A 21,419-nucleotide genomic window follows, 5' to 3' on the forward strand; every position below is an offset into this window, starting at 1 on the left:
CGCCCTTGAGGCGCGGAACGCTGAAATCCAGAGAAACCGCGCCGCACCTGAAAGGTGCGGCGCCCGGCCCAACGGGAGGAACCCGGTAGGGTGATCGACGGGCGGGAGGGCACCTGTGTTAACTGCCGCGATAGGTCGAATAGCCAAAAGGTGAAAGCAGCAGCGGTACGTGATAGTGCGCATCAGGGTCTGACATGCCGAAACGTATTGGGATCTTGTCCAGAAACAGCGGATCTTCTACCGATTGCCCCGTTGTCCGCAAATATTCGCCAGCCTCAAACACCAATTCGTAGGTACCGATCGTAAAGGCGTCCTTTGGCAAAATGGGACTATCCGTTCGGCCGTCAGCGTTTGTTGTCATCTGGGCGAGGATATGGCGCGCCTCACCCGCTACGCTGTAGAGCGTGATGTTCAACCCTTGGGCCGGACAGCCGCGCGCGGTGTCCAGAACATGCGTCGTCAGATAGCCTGTCACGGCATTCTCCTGTGATCTGCAATTTGCTTTGCCACAGTCTGGCGCAAAGTTCTAAAATATGGAAATGCCAAAAGAACCGGAAACTGCGTTCGGATTAGTTTGATAATCATCCGGCTGTTTCTGGGCTATGGCTGAGGACAAACAAAAGAACGGACACCCATATGCAGCCCCCTCGTTATCCTCGCGACATGATCGGATACGGTTTGACACCGCCCGATGCTCAATGGCCCGGTGGTGCCAAGATCGCGGTTCAAATCGTGCTGAATTACGAAGAAGGCGGGGAAAACAACATACTTCACGGCGATGCGGCCTCCGAAGCTTTTCTGTCTGAAATCGTCGGGGCCGCGCAATGGCCGGGTCAGCGGCATTGGAACATGGAGTCGATTTACGAATACGGCGCACGCGCCGGGTTCTGGCGGTTGCACCGGCTTATGAAAGACCTGCCAATTACGGTCTATGGTGTCGCGACCGCGCTGGCCCGATCCCCAGACCAAGTTGACGCAATGAAGTCTGCGGGATGGGAGATCGCCAGCCACGGTCTGAAATGGGTTGAGCACAAGGATATGCCCGAAGCAGAGGAACGCGCCCAGATTAACGAAGCGATCCGCCTGCATACCGAAGTCGTAGGTCAGCGTCCGCGCGGCTGGTATACGGGGCGCTGTTCCGAGAATACGGTTCGATTGGTCGCTGAAGAGGGCGGGTTTGACTATGTCGCTGACACCTATGCGGATGATCTTCCCTACTGGGTCAACGCAGGCGAAAGGGATCAGCTGATCGTTCCATATACTTTGGATTGCAACGACATGCGCTTTGCCACCCCGCAGGGCTTTAACGCGGGCGACCAGTTTTATTCCTATCTCAAGGACAGTTTCGACGCGCTCTATGCCGAAGGCCAAGAGGGCGTGCCCAAGATGTTGTCAATCGGGCTGCATTGCAGGCTGATCGGGCGTCCCGGCCGGGTTATGGCGTTGAAACGGTTTCTCGACTATGCGCAGAGTTTTGCGGACGTATGGTTCGCTACCCGCTTGCAAATCGCACAGCATTGGGCCGCACATCACCCGCCGAGCCGCCATCCGAAACCGTCCCAGATGGACCGCGCAACATTCGTCGGCACTTATGGCGGCATCTTCGAACATTCGGCCTGGATTGCCGAGCGCGCGTTCGAGTTGGAGCTTGGCCGGGCTCATGACACTGCGGGTGGATTGCACAATGCGCTGACGCGTATGTTCCGGTCTGCCTCGGATCCCGAAAGACTGAGCGTTCTGACCGCGCACCCGGATTTGGCTGGCAAACTGGCGCAGGCGAAACGTCTGACACAGGAAAGCACGTCTGAACAGGCTTCAGCCGGGTTGGATGCGTTGACAGACGCCGAACGCGCGGCGTTCACGGACCTGAATACTCGTTACACCGAGAGGTTTGGGTTCCCTTTCATCGTCGCGGTGCGGGATCACGACAAGGCCTCGATCCTGCAGGCGTTTCAGCGGCGGATTGAGCAGGATCGCGAAACGGAATTCCGCGAGGCCTGCCGTCAGGTTGAACGCATTGCCGAGTTTCGGCTGCGGGACATTCTTCCGTCATGATGCAGATCGTTGCCCGTCCGCTGACCGCTCAAGCCTTTGCGCCATACGGAGATGTTATTGAGGCTGCGGGTCAGCCAGACAAAATCATAAACCAAGGACAATGCGGCCGTTTCAATGACCGTGCCCAGATGGATTTCGCTGACGGACGCGCGGGTATCAGCCTGTTTAACGCCAATCCGCGCGCTTTCCCTTATGTTCTGGATATGGTCGAGCGGCATCCCGAAGGCAGCCAAGCCTTTATACCGATGACACATCAACCGTTTCTGGTCGTGGTCGCACCAGATGCCAATGGAATGCCCGGCCAGCCCGTTGCCTTCCTGACGTCACCCGGTCAGGCCGTAAACTATCGTAGGGGCACATGGCATGGTGTTTTAACGCCGCTGCATGGTCCGGGCCTGTTCGCGGTTGTTGACCGCATCGGTGCCGGGGCGAACCTTGAAGAACACTGGTTCGACACGCCCTATGAAATTGTCGCCCGCTGACGTCGCCAATCAGCGGCCAACCATCAGTCGGGCGACATCCAGCATCCGGGCCGAGAAACCCCATTCGTTGTCATACCAGCCAAAGACACGAACCTGATGTTCACCGATCTGCCGCGTCTCTGGGCCTGCGATGACAAGCGACTCGGGGCGGGTCCGCAAATCGGACGACACCAAGGGCTCGTCCGTCCAACCCAGAACAGGAGATTGCGCAACGGCCTGACGCAGGTTGGCCTCGAACAAATCCGCAGAAACCGGGTGTTCAAGAGTCACGATCAGATCAACCGCCGAGACGCTGGCCGTGGGAACCCGCACCGCCGCGCCCGAGACGCGACCGGCCAGATGGGGCAAAACCTCGTCAATCAGGTGCATGGCGCTGGTGGTGGTGGGAACCATCGAAAGTGCGCCCGCGCGGGATCGGGCCAGATCCCCGCGCGGTGCGTCCACCATTGGCTGGCTGTTCGTATAACAGTGGATGGTCGTCATGTGGCCCGATACCAGGCCACCGATCCCATCCAGAACCTTGACCAAAGGTGCCAAACCGTTCGTCGTGCACGAGGCGTTCGACACGATGCGCGCATCGCCCAGCTGGTCTTCGTTTGCGCCCAGCACAACGGTAACCTCGGTCGCCGGAGACGGGCCGGAAATCAGCACTTTCCCCGCACCCGCCGTCAGGCCCTGGCTGGCGACATCTGATGTGCGTGCAACGCCCGTGCAGTCCATCAGGACATCGACGCCGGTCAGATCCACACGAGACAGATCCGCACTGTGGGTCACTGGTATCGCCATCCCGTCGACGACCAATTCGTCAGCAGAGTGTTTAACATCGCCCGCATAGGGACCGAATGTGCTGTCGTATTTGAACAGGTAGGTGCAGGTTTCAAGCGGTGCGATGTCGTTGATCAGCACCAGCTGGATACCACTGTCCTGCGGCATGGCCAGAAGCTGCCGCAGGATCGTACGGCCGATCCGGCCGAATCCGTTAATCGCAAGTTTCATGCGCAAGCTATGGCAGCGGGTTGCGCTGACCTCAATGCCCGTTTCGCCTTGGGGTCAGTTGCAACTGACCTGCGAAAAGAACTGGCCCGAGATATTCTGGTACATGCTGCCTCGGATGGGGGTGCACCCGGTGGCCTGCTGGATCGCTGCGATGGCCTGCAGGGTGCGCAGGCGCGGCGGCGGCCCAAACGGGTTGAGGTTGTTGTTGTCCCGCGTCGCGCGATACACGACCGGAGCATCCGAGACCTGCGTGATCGCCCAGGTCCGGCTGAAGACCGAAACCGATTTGGTCGGTTCCTTGGCGACCACAGGGGTCGCGTTAATAGCCGTAAGGCCGATGACGGCGGCCAGCGCCAACATTGATCCACGCAGTACCATTGAACAATCTCCAGTGCTAAAACTGCGGGTATTTCAACAGATTCAACCGGTCCTGTGAAGCCCCGAGCCCAAGAAACCCACCGGAAACTCAGCGTTTATACAGGGTTAGGGGCATGTGACGGTTCACATCCTTGTAAAGAAGATAACGAAACCGCCCCGGTCCACCGGCATAACAGGCTTGCGGGCAGAAAGCGCGCAACCACATATAGTCGCCGGCTTCGACCTCGACCCAGTCCTGATTCAGCCGATAGACGGCTTTACCTTCAAGCACGTAAAGCCCGTGTTCCATCACATGGGTTTCGGCAAACGGTATCACGCCGCCCGGCTCGAACGTGACGATGTTGACATGCATGTCGTGGCGCAGGTCTTGCGGATCGGCGAAACGGGTTGTGGCCCAACGCCCCTCGGTGCCGGGCATCGGGGTTGGGGCGATGTCGCGTTCATTGGTGATGATCGGATCAGGGGCGGGCAGGCCGGGAACGGCTTCATAAGCTTTGCGGATCCAGTGAAACCGGGCAGTATCTTCACCGCGATTGTGCAGGGTCCAGTCGGACCCGGCTGGGATATAGGCATAACCCCCTGTCTCCAACACATGAACGTTGCCGTTCAGCGTTAGGGTTACCGAGCCTTCGACCACGAACACTACGGCCTGTGCATTCGGGTCGGTTTCGGGGCGGTCGCTGCCCCCACCGGGCTGAACCTCCATGATATACTGCGAGAATGTTTCGGCAAAACCACTCAGCGGGCGGGACAGAACCCAAAGCCGTGTGTCCTGCCAAAAAGGCAGGTAACTGGTGACGATGTCGCGCATCGTCCCTTTGGGGATCACCGCATAGGCGTCAGTAAACATGGCGCGGTCAGTCAAAAGCTGGTCTTGTCCGGGATGTCCGCCTGACGGCGCATAATAGGTGGGCTGTGCCATTTGATGCCTCTGGTTCGGGTTTCTCGCACTATGGGGGGATTGGGCAGGCGCTTATAGCGGCACGATCGCAATAGGTTTGTTCGGGAATATTTGAAGGTTGAAACCTCTTGGGGTTGGCCATGCGGGTTCACATGTCTATCCTTGAATGAAAGTACATTTCAGAAGTGTGAGGCCCCATGAATTCTCTTTTCTCTCTTACAGCAGCAGGCGCTGTGATAATCGGCCTCAGCGTTGCTGCGCAGGCCAAGCCATTGTCGCGGATCATCGCAGAATCGGGGTTGAGCCCGGACGATTTCACATTGCTGACGGCCGCGGCAGACGGATTGTTTCAGGGCAGTACGCCACAGGTTGGTTCAGAAGCGACGTGGGCCAGCACGGAAACCGACGCAAAGGGCACTGTCACCGTGCGGGATGTGCGCGGCAATTGCGTGCATTTGCAGCACATGATTGAACCGGCCAATACCGATCAGATACGTGAGGTCAGAACGCGACGTTGCCGCGACGCGGGCGGCAATTGGATTGTCACGCCTTAAAGAGCGCTAGTATCCGCGCGCCCGGTCCACTTCGTGCAACAGGGGCGCGCCACTGTTGAGGCGCTCGAAATTCTCGACCACATCGCGCAGAGCGTCGCCCAGATGCCAGCCGGAAACGTGCGGGGTGATAGTTACACCCGGATGTGTCCATAAAGGGCTGTCTGCAGGTAAGGGTTCGGTTCGGGTGACGTCCAGAACGGCTCGACCGGGCGTTCCCTGATCCAATGCGGTGATCAACGCGGCCTCGTCAATCAAATCTCCGCGTCCGGCATTCAGCAACTGGCTGCCGGGTTTCATGGCCGCCAGCATATCGGGTCCGAACAAGCCGACCGTTTGCGGGGTCGATGGCAGAATGGCACAGACATGGTCACATGCAGACAACAGATCGGGCAGGGCGTCCTCGCCATGCAGGCATGTGACACCGTCGATCTGCTTGGGTGAGCGGCTCCAGCCCATGACCTGAAACCCTACCGCGCGCAGCATCTTTGCGCTGCGGGCGCCAATATGACCCAAACCCAGCACTCCGACCACAGTGTCCGGCGAATAGAGCGGCGCCTTCGGGGACCATTCCGATCGGTCCTGCGCAGCCTCGTGGAAGGGCATGTTGCGCTGTTGACGCAGGATATAGGCCACGAACCACTCGGCGATGCCTTGCGCAGGCGCGTCAGGTTTCAGGCGCGTAACACGCACATGGTCGGGCAGGTTGGGGTTGCCGACAATCGTTTCGACGCCTGCACCCAGTTTTTGCACAAGCTGCAGATTGGGCAGGCGGGCAAGTTGATCATCGCTGAGTCCAGCTAATGCGATCATTGTAATGTCGCTGGGGTCTCCGATTGTGTCGGGGGTGCGCACGTCCAGACCGGGCTTCAGTGCGCGAATGTCCCGCGCGATATCGCTGTCGCTCATCCAATCGGACAGACCTGTCTCTATCAACAACGCCATTTTAACCTCCCCCGAACAGTTTGATTGACTTGACGTCCCGTCCTAGCTGGACATCTTGACGGCAGCTAAGTCATTCTCGGGCCAAAGGTAAAGCCCGGTCATCGGGTCGGAGGAGGAAAACCCATGAACATGTCATTCGGCCTGCGTGATGAGAACGCTCAACTGTTACAACGTGTGGCGGACATGATCCGCGATGAGATCATGCCGCTGGAGGCGGAATATCACGCAGAGATCGGCAAAGGGGATCGTTGGCAATATACAGAACGTCAGGCCGAAATCCTTGAGGGCCTGAAGGCCAAGGCCAAGGCTGCGGGGCTTTGGAATTTCTGGCTGACCGACAGCGACAAAGGGTTTGGTCTTTCCACCGTGGAATACGCCTATTTCGCCGAAGAGATGGGCAAGACCCCATTGGGTGCCGAAGTCTTCAACTGCTCCGCCCCGGATACCGGCAACATGGAGGTCTTCGAACGCTACGGGACCGAAAAGATGAAAGAACAGTGGCTGAAACCGCTGCTCGAAGGTGAAATCCGCTCGGCCTATCTGATGACCGAACCGGATGTGGCCTCGTCGGATGCGACGAATGTGTCGATGTCTTGCGTGCGGGACGGCGATGACTATGTCCTGAACGGCGAAAAATGGTGGTCTTCGGGGGCCGGTGATCCGCGATGCAAGGTCTATATCGTGATGGTCAAAACCGCCGGGGAAGAGCAGCCTAAACACCAGCGGCAGTCGATGATCGTCGTGCCGGCCGACACACCGGGGGTCGAAATTCTGCGCCCGATGGAGGTCTATGGCCATGACGACGCGCCGCATGGGCATATGCATATCCGGTTCACCAACGTGCGCGTTCCGGCTGAAAACATACTGTTGGGTGAGGGGCGTGGTTTCGAGATCGCTCAGGGTCGCCTTGGGCCGGGGCGTATTCACCATTGCATGCGCGCCATCGGGCAGGCCGAAAGCGCGCTGGATCAGATGTGCAAACGGTCCCTACAACGCGAGGCGTTCGGTAAGAAGCTGGCCCAGCTTGGGGCGAATTTCGACATCATCGCCGAATGCCGGATGGAGATTGAGATGGCGCGCCTGCTGTGCCTCAAGGCTGCGTGGTACATGGATCAGGGCGATGCACGCGCGGCAGCACCGTGGATCAGCCAGATCAAGGTTGTTGCCCCGCGCGTAGCCTTGAAGGTGATTGACGAGGCGGTGCAGATGTTTGGTGCGCAAGGGATCAGTCAGGACACACCGCTTGCCACGGCCTGGACCCATGTGCGGACGTTGCGGTTGGCCGATGGGCCCGATGCGGTGCACCGCCGTCAGGTCGCACGGGCTGAGCTGAAGAAGCACACGCAGGAAAAAGTCTGAGCAAGGCCATGGTTTCCAATCCGGACGTGAGGGCGCAATCCTATTTCCACATTCGACCGGACGGTGCGTTTGTGGGTAATGACCCTGCGCGCGGCCCGTGGTCGGCCGTGCACTGTCATGCCGGGCCGGTCAGCGGGTTGGTCGTGCGTGCGGCGGAAACCGAAGTCGGGCCCGAGAAGATGTTGACCCGGCTGACGGTGGATTTATTGCGGCCATTGCCTTTGGCCGGATTGCGAGTCGCTGCCGAAACCACGCGCCATACAAAGACATTGGCGACAACGCGGGTGACCGTGCACGATTTGGATGACACGCTTTGCGCTGTTGCAACGACGATGCATCTGGTGCGTCGTGATCTTGGGCCAGTGCCAAACGTGACGATGCAGCCCCCTCGGTTGGATGATGCGGTCACGGGTCCTTTTCCGATTGGCGAAACACGTCACAATTTGCCGGGCTTCGCCAACCATTCGGATATTCTGTATCCCAAAGGCGGAAATCAGGCAGCCGGTCCAAAAACCGTTTGGATGCGCACGCCGCCGCTTTTGGCCGATGAGGCACAGTCGCCTATACAGGCCCTGTGTCCGCTGGCAGATTGCGGGAATGGTATCTCGTGGAACGCGCCCACCACCGAGATGGGGTTCATGAACACCGACCTGACAGTGCAAGTTCACCGCGAACCGGTCTCGGACTGGTTGGCGTCAGAGTCATTGTGCCATTGGCAACCCTCGGGCATCGGGATGTCTCAGTCCGTACTTTATGACACAGAAGGTCCGGTCGCGACGGCGCTGCAAACGCTTGTCTTATTTCCGCCGGATTAAACGGTTGGCCGGATTCTGCGCGCTGTCTCAAAAGTGCGTTGTCGCTGCGGGGCCGAAACCCTATCTTTCTCACATGCGCTGGATATTGACCCTTTTCACCTTTTGCTTGCCGGTCCCGGTCTTGGCACATCCCCATGTGTTCATCGACACGGGGCTGGAGTTCATCGTCGATGACGCAGGCAATCTGACACATGTGCGGGTAACCTGGGCTTATGATGAGCTGTATTCGCTGTTCGAGCTTGAGGACAGAAAACTGGATCAGGATGGCGACGGTATTCTGAGCGAGAGCGAACAGGCCTTTCTGGCCGGGTTCGACGCGCAGTGGATCGAAGGGTATAACGGCGATCTGGTGGTGCGTGCAGATGGCCAGATCATCCCTCTGTCGGGTCCGATGGAACCTACGGCCATCACTGATAACGGCCGCATTGTCTCGACCCATCTTAGGGCGGTTGAGGGCGAACCGGTCGCAGCGGCGGCTTTGTCAGCCAAGGCGTTCGATGAAACCTACTACACAGCATACGAGGTTACGCGCCCGGTGACAGTGTCCAGTAACCTGACCTGCCAGATAGAGCGGACCGATCCCGATATTGACGGCCAGCTTGCCCAGATGCGGGCGTTCCTGCTGACCCTTGATGCCAACTATGATCTTGAGGAGAATGACATCCCCCTGGTTGGTGAAAGCTTTGCGACCGAGATCCGCGTTTCATGTCCAAGTACCTGATTATCCCGGTCCTCCTGTCGCTTGGCCTGCTGCTGTGGTTCTGGGTCAGCGGAGGGTTTGACAGCCTTGCTGCGTGGGCCGCCGGCGAACAGCGGGAGTTTCAGAACCAGATCGCCCGATCTCTGCGCGCCGCCCGCGCGGAACAACCCGAGGCTGTCGCGACCCTTTTAACCGTTTGTTTCGCTTACGGATTTTTCCACGCCATAGGCCCGGGGCACGGCAAAGTCTTGATCGGAGGGTACGGGCTGGGGCGCAAGGTGGCCTTTTGGCGTTTGTCCGCGATCAGCGTGCTGTCCAGTCTGGGGCAAGCCGTAACTGCAGTGGTTCTGGTGTATGCCGGGGTTCTGGTGTTCCAGATGTCGCGGGACAGTTTGGTTGGCACAACCGAGCAGGTCATGGCGCCCGTAAGCTATGGCGCCATCGCGGCAATTGGCCTTTGGCTGGTGTTCCGGGCGTTACGCAGTTTCGCCAGGCGGTACCGGGCGGATCGGACACAGGTCCATCATCACCATCATCATCATGACAGCCACGATCACGATCATCATCACGGTCATGACCACGAGGTTTGTTCGGATTGCGGGCATCGGCACGGTCCTACAGCGGAAGAAGTGGCGCAGATTGGGAATTGGAAAGAGGCTGCCCTGCTGATTGCGGGCATTGCTGCGCGTCCCTGCACTGGTGCGCTATTTGTGTTGATCCTGACGTGGCAGATGGGCATCGCGATGGTCGGAATCGCCGGTGCTTTTGCAATGGCACTGGGCACGGCGACAGTGACAACACTGGTCGGCTGGACCTCATTTGGTTTGCGCGGCGGGTTGCTGGCCTCGGCCTCGGCCACCCGCTTTGCGCAGGTTCTGGCGCCGACGATCGAACTCGTCGCGGGTCTGGTGATCGCCGTTATTGCCAGCGGGCTACTTCTACGCGCGCTTTAGCCGAATACCGGCTGAGGATATCCAACCCGCGCCAGATACAGACCTTGCGGCGGACAAACTGGCCCGCAGGCGGCGCGGTTCTGGGCCGCAAGCGCGTCTTGCACATCCTCAGGTGTCCAAGCGCCTGCGCCGACCCTTTCTAAAGTGCCAACAAAGCTGCGCACCTGATTGTGCAGAAAAGAGCGGGCGCGAACGTGGAAATGCACCTCTGGGCCCGAGAACCCGTCGGTTTGTTCCACCCGCAATTCATCCAGTGTTTTGACCGGGCTGGCCGCCTGACAGATCGAGGACCGGAACGTGGTAAAATCATGCCGCCCAATCAGCGTATCCGCACCGGCCTGCATCGCCGCCACGTCCAGTTGGTGATTGATCTGCCAGACCTGCCCAGCATCATGTGTGGCTGGCGCACGACGCATCAGGATACGGAACAGGTACTGCCGTTCGACCGCCGAAAAACGGGCGTGCCAGTCGTCATCGACCTGCGTCGCCTGCACAATCGCCACAGGGTGGGGTTTAAGGTGGTAATTCAATGCTTCGGACAGACGGAACGGATCCCAATCCTTGATCAGGTCACAATGGGCGACCTGTCCCAGTGCGTGAACGCCTGCATCGGTGCGGCCGGCAGCTGCGATGGTATGCGCGCCGGGTTGGATGCGCGACAGGGCCTCTTCGATCGCCCCTTGCACGGATGGCTGATCCTTTTGCCGCTGCCATCCGGCAAACGGCTCTCCTTGGTATTCAACTTTCAACGCGTATCTTGGCATGGGCCGCTGGTAGCGCGACGCGCCGCCACGGGCAAGAGCGGGAAAGCGCTGGCATGTCCGGCGGTGGCTACCTATCTTGAGCGAAACAATAAAAGCGGGGCGACGGTTTGGTCATCTCTTCCCTGGCAGATAGTGTGGTGCGCGGCGTCGAGTCCGTGGGCGATACCGTGTCAGAAGCCTTTTTTGAACCAGTGATCCGGCTGGGCGTGACCGGTTTGGCGCGGTCCGGCAAAACGGTATTCATCACATCACTGGTGGCAAACCTGCTGGACCGTGGGCGAATGCCCGGATTGGTAGCGCAGCAAGAGGGGCGGATCAATGCGGTTTACCTGCAGCCGCAGCCCGACGACACCGTACCTCGGTTCGATTATGAAAACCACCTTGCGGCGTTGACCGGGCCTCAGCCACACTGGCCAGACAGCACCCGCGCCGTGTCCGAGTTGCGCCTGTCCTTCAAAGCACGTCCGTCCGGGCTTTTGTCAGGATTGCAGGGGCCTCGCACTGTGCATCTGGATATTGTCGACTATCCGGGCGAATGGCTGCTGGATCTGGCTTTGTTGGACAAAACCTATGAGGCTTGGTCGGCAGAGACGCTCGAACGCATTACCACGCGTCCACAGGCTGCCACGTTTCTCACTCAGGCTAAAGCTGCCCATCCGGCGGACACGCATGACGAACCCACCGCTCAGGCGCTTGCGAAAGCGTTTGAAGAGTATCTGAACGCGGCTCGCGATGCGGGGTTCTATGATTGCACACCGGGGCGTTTTTTGTTGCCCGGTGACCTGGCTGGTTCCCCGGTGTTGACATTCGCGCCGCTGTCGGTTGATGGACCTGCGCCCCGGCGCAGCCTGCACCGCGAAATGGCGAGGCGGTTCGAGGCGTATAAGTCGCAGGTCGTTAAGCCGTTCTTTCGGGATCACTTTGCGCGGATCGACCGGCAGGTCGTTCTGGTGGATGCGCTGGGCGCGATTCATAAGGGTCCGCAAGCGGTCGAAGATATGCGCCGCGCGATGGCAGATATTCTGTCCGCATTCCGCCCGGGCCGAAACGCATGGCTAAGCCGTTTGCTGCTTGGAAAACGGGTCGAGCGTATTCTGTTTGCCGCCACCAAGGCCGACCACTTGCACCACCAACAACATCAACGTCTGACCCATATCATGGAGGCGCTAATCCGTGACGCCCGCGACAGGGCCAGCTTTGCCGGGGCGGACACGACGGCCTTATCGATGGCCTCATTGCGCGCGACAACCGAGGAAATGCGTTTGCATGATGGGCTAGAATTGCCCTGCGTTCGAGGAACGTTGATGGATGGCAAACAGGCGGCGTTTTACCCGGGCGAATTGCCGGATGACCCTTTGAAACTGTTGGGGGCGGCGCGCAATGGGGCCGAAGGTTGGCTTGACGCCGAATACGGCTTTATGTCCTTCGCACCTGCCAAACTGACCCTGCGCCCCGGAGATGGGCCGCCGCATATTAGGCTGGATCGCGCAGCGCAGTTTCTGATCGGAGATCGCCTGTGATCGCAACTCTGCGCCCGGCTCGCAGCACCGATGCCGGTGCGACCGGAGAGATTCTGCACGGTTTCGCGCGCGAAAACGACTGGATGCCAGAGCTACACACTCAGGCCGAGACCATCGCTTTCTGTGGCCGTATGATAGATCAGAATTGGGTCACCGTGGCTGAACTGGACACCCGCGTGGTGGGTTTTCTGGCTTTGAACGGGACAGAAATCCATTCCTTGTACCTGAAAGCCTCTGCCCGACGGCAAGGCATCGGACGACACCTGCTGGACCATGCCAAATCTCGGCGCACGCAGCTTTCGCTGTTCGCGTTTCAAGCCAATCTGCCCGCGCGGCGGTTCTACGAACATAACGGTTTTGTCGAAGTTGCGCGTAGCGATGGGGCCGATAACGATGAAAACCTGCCAGACATTAAATATGTCTGGATACGAGAGGGGGCAGAAAATGGCTAAAGGTCCCGTGCTGATCGACCTCGAAGCGGACGAGCCCACCGTGGACGTGGGGCAGGCGCCGCCGGTGCCTGAGATCGGGCAACCTCAAGGGCAGGCGGTGCAGGGCGTGGTCCGGCTTGCAGCTCGCAGGCCCTCGCGGCTGGCGCGTTGGTTCTGGGGGCTGGCCTTAGCTGCTGTTGGCGCAGTTGTGTCCATCGCGGCGTGGGACTTTGTGAATGGGCTTTTGCTGCGTGCGCCGGTTTTGGGTTGGGTCGTGACGGGGCTTTTTGCAGCGCTGGTGTTGGTCGCCCTGATCATCGCGCTGCGTGAATTGGCGGCGATCGCGCGTTTGTCTCGTGTTGACGGGATTAGGCAAGCGGCGGACACAGCGCTGGCCGAGGATGATCTGGCACAGGCACGCGCGGTTACGACCAAGCTTATTGCTTTTTACAAGGGTCGGGATGAAACCAAATGGGGTCGTGACAAGCTGACCGAACGTATGGGGGAACAGTTCGACGCCTCTGGGCTGCTGACCTTGGCCGAAGATGAATTGCTTGCCCCATTGGACGCCGCCGCCAGCCGCGAGGTCGAAGCGGCCGCCCGTCAGGTGGCCACTGTTACGGCCCTGGTGCCTTTGGCGTTGGCAGATGTCGCCACGGCTTTGGCTGCGTCGCTTCGGATGATCCGGCGCGTTGCTGAAATATATGGCGGTCGCGCCGGGTTTCTGGGGAGTTGGCGGCTGACCCGTGCGGTTTTTGTTCATCTGGTCGCAACCGGAGCAGTCGCGGTTGGCGATGACCTGCTGGAGCCCGTTTTGGGCGGCTCGGTTCTTAGCAAACTGTCCAGAAGATTCGGCGAAGGCCTTGTCAATGGGGCCCTTAGTGCCCGTGTCGGTGTGGCCGCGATGGAGGTGTGTCGACCTTTGCCCTTCTCTGATCGTCACAAACCCTCGACAAGGGGCATGATCAAGCGGGCCTTGGCGGGGTTGTTTTCCAAAACTTGACCTGCCGCAAGGTGCTGACGTCCACTGGATGGCATACCAGACCCGGAGCCAGCCATGACCGAGCACGGACACAGCCAGCAAGAAATAGCCCAACGTATCAACGCACCACCCGGCCGCGGCGTGCTGCGCGACGTCGTTTATGGGGGCATCGACGGATCAGTGACCACCTTTGCGATCGTGGCCGGGGTTGCTGGGGCCGGTCTGTCGCCGTTCATTATCGTTGCCTTGGGGCTGGCCAATGTTTTGGCAGATGGCTTTTCGATGGCGGCAGGCAATTACTCGGGCACCAAAGCCGAGTTGGACAACATTCGCCGCATCCGCGCGATCGAAGAGCGCCACATCCACCTCTACCCGGATGGTGAGCGCGACGAGGTCCGGGAAATCTTGTCGCAGAAGGGCCTGTCGGGGCGCGTTCTGGATGAGGCAACCGATGCGATCACCGCCAATCACGACAACTGGATCAACCTGATGATCGAGGGCGAATATGGTCTGGGCAGTGTGGACCCGCACCCGATGAAGGCCGCGATGGCGACGTTTCTGGCCTTTCTGGTCGCGGGCATGATCCCGCTTTTGCCGTTTCTGGCTGGAATGGAGCGGGCCTTTGTCATTTCTGCGTGGATGACGATGGGGGTTTTCTTTGCCATCGGTGCGCTCAAAAGCCGCTGGTCGCTGGCCCCTTGGTGGCGCTCGGGTGGCGAGACCTTGTTGATTGGCGGCGCTGCGGCATCAATCGCCTATCTGGTTGGATCGCTGTTTCATCCCTGACGGCTAGAATTGTCGCAGGCGGCACAGTCCCCATGGCGGATATGCCTCAGAAGGCTAGGGTGAAGGCATCAACGTGGTGGCGAGGTGTGCTCTGACACTCACTGGTAAAAATATCCTTGTTCTGGGCGCTTACGGCTTCATAGGCGCGGCGGTGGTCCGTGCCTTGCAAGGGCAGGGCGCGCAGATCACGGGGCTTGTTCGTAAGCCTGTGCAAGGGGCGTTACTACTGAACGGAATTAAGCTGGTTCAGGGCGATTTGCGCCGCTTTACGCACCCGCAGGATTGGGAGGGCGCACTCACTGGCATCGACTGCGTTGTGAACTGCGCAGGCGCATTGCAGGACGGCCCCTTGGATGATCTTGCGGCGGTGCATCATCACGCCATTGCGGCGCTGGGTCAGGCCTGCGCACAGCGGGGTGTTTCAGTCGTTCAGATATCGGCCATCGGGGCGACGCCCAATGCGGACACCGAGTTCATGCGCACCAAGGCCGCTGGTGATGCAGCGCTTGAACACAGCGGTGCGGACCTGTGGATTTTGCGCCCCGGACTGGTTATCGGGCAATCAGACTACGGTGGAACGGCATTGCTGCGGATGCTGGCAGCGGTTCCGCTGGTGCAACCGATTGCTTATCCCGCGACACCGGTGCAGTGCGTCGGGATGGAGGATTTGTGCCATGCCGTGGTTGCCTGCTGTGCCCATGAGGTACCGCAAGGCGCCTATGATCTGGTCGAGGACCAAACCCAGTCGCTAGAGGGTGTGCTGGCCGCCACGCGCCATTGGCTGGGTTTTCCGGCGGCCCGTTTTCGGCTTGTCATGCCCCCGGTCTTGACCAAGGCAGTTGCACGCTGTGCTGACGCGCTGGGCCACCTCGGGTGGCGCTCGCCTCTGCGCAGCACGGCGATGACGGTCATGGCTTCGGGCGTTGTGGGTGATCCAGCGCCTTATCGCACGGCGACAGGGCGGTCGCTCAGGTCGTTGCCCGAGATATACGGGTCAATGACCAGCGCGAGAGAACACCGGCTGACCGCGCGCATGTCCCTGCTGGCCCCGCTTGTCATCGCCGTACTGAGTCTCTTCTGGGTCCTGTCCGGCCTTTTCGGATTGGTCGGGCTGTCCGGGGCCGCCAGTGTTCTGACCGACGCCGGATGGGCGCGTGCCGGTGCCGTCAGCTCTGTTTTGTTCTGGTCTTTTGTCGATATCGCTTTGGGGCTGGCCGTTCTCTATCGTCCCTGGACCGGGCGCGTGTGTCTGGCGCAAGTTGCGGTGGCGGCGTTCTATGTTCTGGCGGCAACGGTCGTGACACCGGGCCTGTGGCTGGACCCGTTGGGCCCGCTGGTCAAAGTGCTGCCCGCGATGGTCCTGTCACTGGTTGCCTGGCCCATGGTGCAAAGCCGATGATGAATCCAGACCTGATCCTGCGATGGCTGCACGTCATCGGTGCAAGCGTTCTGCTGGGCACCGGCGCCGGGATCGCGTTTTTCATGCTGATGGCGCATCGGTCCGGCGACGCGCGGTTTATTGCGCAAACTGCCCGTGTGGTCATTCTGGCTGACCTGCTGTTCACGATGACCGCCGTAATCGTCCAACCCGTGACCGGGGCTCTGCTGGCTTGGCAGCTGGGTTGGTCTCTTGCCGAGGGGTGGATCGTGCTGTCGCTGGTGCTTTACGGCGTGACGGGCGTGTTCTGGCTGCCCGTGGTGTGGATACAGGTGCGCCTGCGGGATCTGGCACAGACGGCTGCTGCACAGGATGCACCACTGCCTGATACCTATCACCGCTTGTTCCGCATCTGGTTTCTATGCGGCATCCCGGCCTTTCTTTCGGTGCTGAGCATCCTCTGGCTGATGATCGCGCGCCCTGCAATCGAGCTGTTTTGAACCGCGCCATTCGCCGCAGGGGGCGGAAGCTCTGGACCATCCGCCATGGGCGTCTTATAAGCGCGGCCATGTATGACCGGATGGCCATCATTATTCGAATTATATCCCCGGCGCTCTGACATCCTGAGACGCCGGGCAAAGGTGTTTGAGACCTCGCACCGACCGCTTCGATCCACACGACCAGATCATCCAAAGGACGCCCCCAATGTGCGCCGAAACACCCGACTACAAAGACACGCTGAACCTGCCCAAAACCGATTTCCCCATGCGCGCCGGCCTGCCCAAGCGCGAACCCGCATGGCTGGAGCGTTGGGAAACCATCGGCGTCTATGACCGCCTGCGCGAGAAGGAAGGCCGCACGCCCTTTACTCTGCATGATGGGCCTCCGTACGCGAACGGTCACCTGCATATCGGCCACGCGCTGAACAAGACCATCAAGGACATGATCGTGCGCAGCCATCAGATGATGGGCCACGACGCGCGCTATGTGCCCGGCTGGGACTGCCACGGCCTGCCGATCGAATGGAAGATCGAGGAACAGTATCGCAAGAAGGGCAAGAACAAGGACGAGGTGAACATCGTCGACTTCCGTCAGGAGTGCCGCAAGTTCGCCGAGGGCTGGATCGACATCCAGCGTGAGGAGTTCAAGCGTCTTGGTATCACCGGCAACTGGCCCGATCCCTATATCACCATGGACTACCACGCCGAGGCCGTGATCGCCGATGAGTTCATGACTTTCCTGATGAACGGCACACTCTATCAGGGGTCCAAGCCCGTGATGTGGTCGCCCATTGAAAAGACCGCTCTGGCCGAGGCTGAGGTTGAATATCACGACAAGGAAAGCTTCACCATCTGGGTGAAGTTCAAGGTCGTGAATGCGGGTGATCTGGATGACGCGTTTGTCGTGATCTGGACGACGACGCCGTGGACCATGCCGTCGAACAAGGCGGTCGTGTACGGCAAGGACATCTCGTATGGCCTTTACGAAGTCACTGGCGCGCCCGAGGAATGCTGGGCCAATGTGGGTGACAAGTTCCTGCTGGCCGACAATCTGGCTGCTGATGTGCTGGGCCGTGCCCGTTTGAACGACGACCAGTGGACCCGCGTCCGCGACGTGACCACGGATGAGTTGGAGGGCGTGCAACTGACTCACCCGCTGGCCGGGGCCGAGGGCGGCAATGGCGAATGGGACGACATCCGCGATTTCCGCGCCGCTGACTTCGTGACCGACACCGAAGGCACCGGCTTTGTTCACTGTGCGCCCTCGCACGGGATGGAGGAATTCGAACTCTACCGCGATCTGGGGATGCTGGAACAAGTTATCACTTATAACGTGATGGACGATGGCTCTTTCCGTGCTGACCTGCCGTTCTTTGGCGGCAAGTACATCCTGTCCCGCAAGGGTGGTGAGGGTGACGCCAACAAAGCCGTCATCGACAAGCTGGCCGAGGTCGGCGGGCTGCTGGCGCGCGGCAAGATCAAGCACAGCTATCCGCATTCGTGGCGCTCAAAGGCTCCGATCATTTACCGCAACACGCCGCAGTGGTTTGCGTCCGTTGATCGCAAGCTGGACGACGGCATGGGCGAGATGGGCGACACCATCCGTGAACGCGCCCTGCGCTCGATTGATGAACTGGTGAAATGGACCCCGCAGACGGGCCGCAACCGCCTGTATTCGATGATCGAGGCGCGCCCGGACTGGGTTCTGTCGCGTCAGCGCGCCTGGGGTGTTCCTCTGACGTGTTTCACCAAGAAAGGCGCTTTGCCCACCGATGCGGATTACCTGCTGCGCAATGCCGATCTGAACGCGCGCATCAAGGCGGCGTTCGAGAAGGATGGCGCAGACGTTTGGTACACCGAGGGCTTCAAGGAAAAGATCCTCGACGGCATCGCCAACCCGGATGACTACGATCAGGTGTTCGACGTGCTGGATGTGTGGTTTGACTCGGGTTCGACCCACGCCTTTGTTCTGCGCGACCGTGAAGACGGGACCGAGGACGGCATCGCGGACGTTTACATGGAAGGCACCGACCAGCACCGCGGGTGGTTCCATTCGTCCATGCTGCAGGCTTGTGGCACCAAGGGCCGTGCGCCCTATCGCAACGTGGTGACTCATGGCTTTACGCTGGATGCCAAGGGCAACAAGATGTCCAAATCGCTGGGCAATACCATCGTGCCGGAAGAGGTCATCAAGCAATACGGTGCCGATATCCTGCGTCTTTGGGTGGCTCAGACCGATTACACCGCCGACCAGCGGATCGGGCCGGAAATCCTGAAGGGCACCGCCGACAGCTATCGCCGTCTGCGCAACACGATGCGGTTCATGCTGGGATCGCTGGCGGATTTCACCGAAGCCGACCGGGTTGAACCGCAAGACATGCCGCGTCTGGAGCGCTGGGTGCTGAGCCGTCTGGCCGATCTGGATGAACAGGTGCGCAAAGGCTATGCCGCCTTCGATTTCCAAGGTGTGTTCAGCGCCGTGTTCACTTTTGCCACGGTCGATTTGTCCTCGTTCTATTTCGACGTGCGCAAGGACGCGCTCTACTGTGACGGCGACAACCTGCGCCGCCGCGCCGCGCGCACTGTGCTGGATATCCTCTTCCACCGCCTGACCACATGGCTGGCCCCGGTTCTGGTCTTCACCATGGAAGAGGTCTGGCTGGAGCGGTTCCCCGGCGACGATAGCTCCGTTCATCTGGTGGATTTCCCGGACACGCCCGCCGACTGGCGTCATGCCGAGCTTGAGGCCGCCATGGCCAAGGTGCGCCGCGTGCGCCGTGCGGTCACCGCCGCGCTGGAGGTTCAGCGTCAGGAAAAGGTCATCGGGTCCAGCCTTGAGGCCGCTCCGATTGTGTATGTCGAGGATCAGGAAACCCGCGATCTGCTGGCCACCTTCGACGTGGACGATATGTGCATCACCTCGGGCCTGACCGTCACCGGCGACCCAGCTCCGGCCGAGGCTTTCCGTGTGCCCGAGATCGAGGGCGTTGCAGTGGTGTTCGAAAAGGCCGAGGGCGCGAAATGTCAGCGCTGCTGGAAAATCCTGCCGGATGTGGGGCGTCATGCGCATGACGGTGTCTGCGGGCGCTGTGACGAGGCCCTGGCGTAACGTCCGGGTTCGGAGTTTTGCGAGGCTCTGCCTCGCGCTCCGGGATATTTTTGGACAGATGAAGGGGCGGATCGCTCTGATTGGGGTTGCGGGTGTGGCGAAACATCTGCAACCCTTTTTCTATGCCGATGATTGCCGTTGATACTCAGTTTGGCCGCCTTGGGGTTGAGGAAACCGATGGGGCGCTGACGCGTCTGGTTTGGGACGGGGTGGATGACGGGCCGGTCACGCCTTTGTTGCGTGAGGCTGCGGCGCAATTGCGGGCCTATGACCGGGGGCAGTTGGACCGGTTTGATCTGCCATACCACATCGCAGGATCGAAGTTTCAGCGTCAGGTTTGCGACCTGATGTTTGCCATTCCGCTGGGTGAAACGCGGACCTATGGCGAGATCGCCAAAGAACTGGGCCAGCCGCCGCAACCCATAGGACAAGCCTGCGGGGCCAATCCAATTCCCGTTATCATCCCGTGCCATCGGGTGTTGGCGGCAAACGGGCTGGGCGGGTTCTCGGGCGAGGGCGGTGTGGAGACCAAGGTCGCCTTACTGCGACACGAACGGGCGGCGGGTTTGCTGATCTGAGGAATGGATTTCTGTTGCAATCCCGTTGCTTGAAGCTCAATTTATCTCATATTGAGAACTCAAGGGATCAAAGATCATGACTGCTCATACAGACCCTGCCGCTCGTAAGAAGGCCATTATTGACCGCCTGATGTCTTTGGAAGAACAGGAACTGGCAACCGCTCAGGCCCATTACGATGCGTTCATGAAAGAGTCGCAGCTGGATGATCGCGAAGGACATGACAAGGACGACATTGCGGCCTCTCGGGAAAGTGCGGATCTGGCGGCGGCGTTTGATGCGCCGGTTCACGCGCATCACGCCAAGATCGACGTGATCGAAAATACCGATTTCAGTGTGACCGATACGGTCAAGCCCGGCGCAGTGGTCAAGTTCAACAACCGGCGCTTTGTGGTCTGCGTCTCGACCACGCGGTTCGAGGTGGATGGCAAGACCTATATGGGCATCTCAACCCAAAGTCCGATTTTTCTGGCCATGTCGGGGCTGCAAGAGGGCGGCGTGTTCACTCATAACGGCACCGAGTTCGAGGTGCAGGAAGTTCTTTAACTCTTGCGCTGGGGGATCACCTGCTGGGCGATCCCTGCAAACACCAGATAGAGGCTGGTGATCACGAGCCCCCAGTGTGCCCAGCTTTCGGGGTGGAAATCGACCCAGGCGGCCCAGCCTGCGAAGAAGGTCCAGGCAAGCGCCATCGGCAGGGTCAAATTGCGCCAGCGCTCGGTGCGGACGGGGTGGACGAATTTCAGCGGTAGGAACATCGCCAGCGACAGCAGCGAGACCAGCAGCAGGATCACCCAGAAATTCGGCTCGAGCGCGAAGATCACGATGACGAACATGTTCCAGCAGCCGGGAAAGCCTGAGAACGAGTTATCCTTGGTTTTCATCCGCGTATCCGCGAAATACATGGCGCTGGCAAAGGTGATGACGATGATGGCGAACCAGCCGGTCCATCCATCCATTAGCCCTGACTTGAACAGGGCAAATGCGGGAATGAACACATAGGTCAGATAGTCGATGATCAGATCCAGCAGAACACCATCGAATTCAGGGGCATTATGCTTGACGTGGTAATGCCGCGCCAAAGGGCCGTCGATTCCATCCACGATGAAAGACACAACCAGCCACAGATACATCAGGCTCCACTTTTCCTCGACGGCGGCCAGCATGGCGAGCATGGCAAAAACTGCACCGGTTGCAGTGAAAAGATGAACGGATAGAGCTTTGAATCTGAGTGTCAT

23 protein-coding genes are annotated in these 21,419 nt (G+C 59.7%); 16 read left to right on the forward strand and 7 right to left on the reverse strand.

What is annotated here, in order from left to right:
- Window positions 1-118 precede the first annotated feature (118 nt).
- Window positions 119-475: a hydroxyisourate hydrolase gene (uraH, locus tag J7380_RS00500; protein WP_209194008.1), complete on the reverse strand. Its 357-nt coding sequence runs from the start codon at window positions 473-475 to the stop codon at window positions 119-121.
- Between the two features lie 161 nt (window positions 476-636).
- On the opposite strand from uraH, the gene puuE reads away from it, so the two are divergent.
- Window positions 637-2,055, forward strand: a complete 1,419-nt coding sequence (gene puuE, locus J7380_RS00505; RefSeq protein ID WP_209194009.1) for an allantoinase PuuE — start codon at window positions 637-639, stop codon at window positions 2,053-2,055.
- On the forward strand, window positions 2,052-2,537 hold the full coding sequence (locus tag J7380_RS00510; RefSeq protein WP_209194010.1) for an ureidoglycolate lyase: 486 nt from the start codon (window positions 2,052-2,054) through the stop codon (window positions 2,535-2,537). Before puuE ends, J7380_RS00510 begins: the two co-directional genes overlap by 4 nt.
- Window positions 2,538-2,546: 9 nt before the next feature.
- On the opposite strand, the gene J7380_RS00515 is transcribed toward J7380_RS00510, so the two are convergent.
- The 3 genes from J7380_RS00515 to J7380_RS00525 all read right to left on the reverse strand — a co-directional run bounded on the left by J7380_RS00515 (window position 2,547) and on the right by J7380_RS00525 (window position 4,833).
- On the reverse strand, window positions 2,547-3,533 hold the full coding sequence (locus J7380_RS00515) for a glyceraldehyde 3-phosphate dehydrogenase NAD-binding domain-containing protein (protein ID WP_209194011.1): 987 nt from the start codon (window positions 3,531-3,533) through the stop codon (window positions 2,547-2,549).
- A 54-nt stretch (window positions 3,534-3,587) separates the two neighbouring features.
- Complete coding sequence (locus tag J7380_RS00520; RefSeq protein WP_170354885.1) at window positions 3,588-3,911, reverse strand: hypothetical protein; 324 nt, start codon at window positions 3,909-3,911, stop codon at window positions 3,588-3,590.
- An 88-nt stretch (window positions 3,912-3,999) separates the two neighbouring features.
- Window positions 4,000-4,833, reverse strand: a complete 834-nt coding sequence (locus tag J7380_RS00525) for a bifunctional allantoicase/(S)-ureidoglycine aminohydrolase (protein WP_209194012.1) — start codon at window positions 4,831-4,833, stop codon at window positions 4,000-4,002.
- A gap of 176 nt (window positions 4,834-5,009) precedes the next feature.
- On the opposite strand from J7380_RS00525, the gene J7380_RS00530 reads away from it, so the two are divergent.
- Window positions 5,010-5,366, forward strand: a complete 357-nt coding sequence (locus tag J7380_RS00530) for a hypothetical protein (protein WP_209194013.1) — start codon at window positions 5,010-5,012, stop codon at window positions 5,364-5,366.
- Between the two features lie 6 nt (window positions 5,367-5,372).
- On the opposite strand, the gene J7380_RS00535 is transcribed toward J7380_RS00530, so the two are convergent.
- Window positions 5,373-6,308 (reverse strand): glyoxylate/hydroxypyruvate reductase A, encoded by a 936-nt coding sequence (locus J7380_RS00535; protein WP_209194014.1) that lies wholly within the window; start codon window positions 6,306-6,308, stop codon window positions 5,373-5,375.
- 123 nt (window positions 6,309-6,431) lie between these two features.
- Here J7380_RS00535 and J7380_RS00540 point away from each other — a divergent pair, with 123 nt between their 5' ends.
- The 4 genes from J7380_RS00540 to J7380_RS00555 all read left to right on the forward strand — a co-directional run bounded on the left by J7380_RS00540 (window position 6,432) and on the right by J7380_RS00555 (window position 10,135).
- Complete coding sequence (locus J7380_RS00540; protein WP_170354889.1) at window positions 6,432-7,667, forward strand: acyl-CoA dehydrogenase family protein; 1,236 nt, start codon at window positions 6,432-6,434, stop codon at window positions 7,665-7,667.
- Between the two features lie 8 nt (window positions 7,668-7,675).
- Complete coding sequence (locus J7380_RS00545; RefSeq protein WP_209194015.1) at window positions 7,676-8,482, forward strand: thioesterase family protein; 807 nt, start codon at window positions 7,676-7,678, stop codon at window positions 8,480-8,482.
- Window positions 8,483-8,603: 121 nt separating this feature from the next.
- Window positions 8,604-9,203 (forward strand): DUF1007 family protein, encoded by a 600-nt coding sequence (locus J7380_RS00550; protein WP_247742345.1) that lies wholly within the window; start codon window positions 8,604-8,606, stop codon window positions 9,201-9,203.
- Window positions 9,188-10,135, forward strand: a complete 948-nt coding sequence (locus J7380_RS00555; protein WP_209194017.1) for a hypothetical protein — start codon at window positions 9,188-9,190, stop codon at window positions 10,133-10,135. Before J7380_RS00550 ends, J7380_RS00555 begins: the two co-directional genes overlap by 16 nt.
- Here J7380_RS00555 and truA read toward each other — a convergent pair.
- On the reverse strand, window positions 10,132-10,899 hold the full coding sequence (gene truA, locus J7380_RS00560; protein ID WP_209194018.1) for a tRNA pseudouridine(38-40) synthase TruA: 768 nt from the start codon (window positions 10,897-10,899) through the stop codon (window positions 10,132-10,134). The two genes, J7380_RS00555 and truA, sit on opposite strands and share 4 nt — an antisense overlap.
- A gap of 107 nt (window positions 10,900-11,006) precedes the next feature.
- On the opposite strand from truA, the gene J7380_RS00565 reads away from it, so the two are divergent.
- From J7380_RS00565 to J7380_RS00605, 9 genes are all read left to right on the forward strand, one after another.
- Window positions 11,007-12,419, forward strand: a complete 1,413-nt coding sequence (locus J7380_RS00565) for a YcjX family protein (RefSeq protein WP_209194019.1) — start codon at window positions 11,007-11,009, stop codon at window positions 12,417-12,419.
- On the forward strand, window positions 12,416-12,871 hold the full coding sequence (locus J7380_RS00570) for a GNAT family N-acetyltransferase (RefSeq protein ID WP_209194020.1): 456 nt from the start codon (window positions 12,416-12,418) through the stop codon (window positions 12,869-12,871). The genes J7380_RS00565 and J7380_RS00570 overlap by 4 nt, the downstream gene beginning before the upstream one ends.
- A complete protein-coding gene (locus tag J7380_RS00575; RefSeq protein ID WP_209194021.1) occupies window positions 12,864-13,853 on the forward strand; it encodes a TIGR01620 family protein in 990 nt (329 codons plus the stop codon). Before J7380_RS00570 ends, J7380_RS00575 begins: the two co-directional genes overlap by 8 nt.
- 54 nt (window positions 13,854-13,907) lie before the next feature.
- A complete protein-coding gene (locus tag J7380_RS00580; protein WP_209194022.1) occupies window positions 13,908-14,618 on the forward strand; it encodes a VIT1/CCC1 transporter family protein in 711 nt (236 codons plus the stop codon).
- A gap of 76 nt (window positions 14,619-14,694) precedes the next feature.
- The gene (locus J7380_RS00585) at window positions 14,695-16,017 is read left to right on the forward strand and encodes an SDR family oxidoreductase (protein WP_348539063.1); all 1,323 of its coding nucleotides are present in this window, start codon (window positions 14,695-14,697) and stop codon (window positions 16,015-16,017) included.
- Window positions 16,017-16,496, forward strand: a complete 480-nt coding sequence (locus tag J7380_RS00590; RefSeq protein ID WP_209194603.1) for a DUF2269 domain-containing protein — start codon at window positions 16,017-16,019, stop codon at window positions 16,494-16,496. Before J7380_RS00585 ends, J7380_RS00590 begins: the two co-directional genes overlap by 1 nt.
- Before the next feature lie 205 nt (window positions 16,497-16,701).
- The gene (gene ileS / locus J7380_RS00595; RefSeq protein WP_209194023.1) at window positions 16,702-19,605 is read left to right on the forward strand and encodes an isoleucine--tRNA ligase; all 2,904 of its coding nucleotides are present in this window, start codon (window positions 16,702-16,704) and stop codon (window positions 19,603-19,605) included.
- A gap of 122 nt (window positions 19,606-19,727) precedes the next feature.
- Window positions 19,728-20,183 (forward strand): methylated-DNA--[protein]-cysteine S-methyltransferase, encoded by a 456-nt coding sequence (locus J7380_RS00600; protein WP_209194024.1) that lies wholly within the window; start codon window positions 19,728-19,730, stop codon window positions 20,181-20,183.
- Window positions 20,184-20,259: 76 nt separating this feature from the next.
- On the forward strand, window positions 20,260-20,727 hold the full coding sequence (locus J7380_RS00605) for a hypothetical protein (protein WP_209194025.1): 468 nt from the start codon (window positions 20,260-20,262) through the stop codon (window positions 20,725-20,727).
- Here the strand turns inward: J7380_RS00605 and J7380_RS00610 are convergent.
- Window positions 20,724-21,419, reverse strand: a complete 696-nt coding sequence (locus J7380_RS00610; RefSeq protein WP_170354902.1) for a CDP-alcohol phosphatidyltransferase family protein — start codon at window positions 21,417-21,419, stop codon at window positions 20,724-20,726. The genes J7380_RS00605 and J7380_RS00610 overlap by 4 nt on opposite strands.

This window comes from Ruegeria sp. R8_1, from assembly GCF_017743815.1.
GTDB classification, from domain to species: Bacteria; Pseudomonadota; Alphaproteobacteria; order Rhodobacterales; family Rhodobacteraceae; genus Ruegeria; species Ruegeria lacuscaerulensis_A.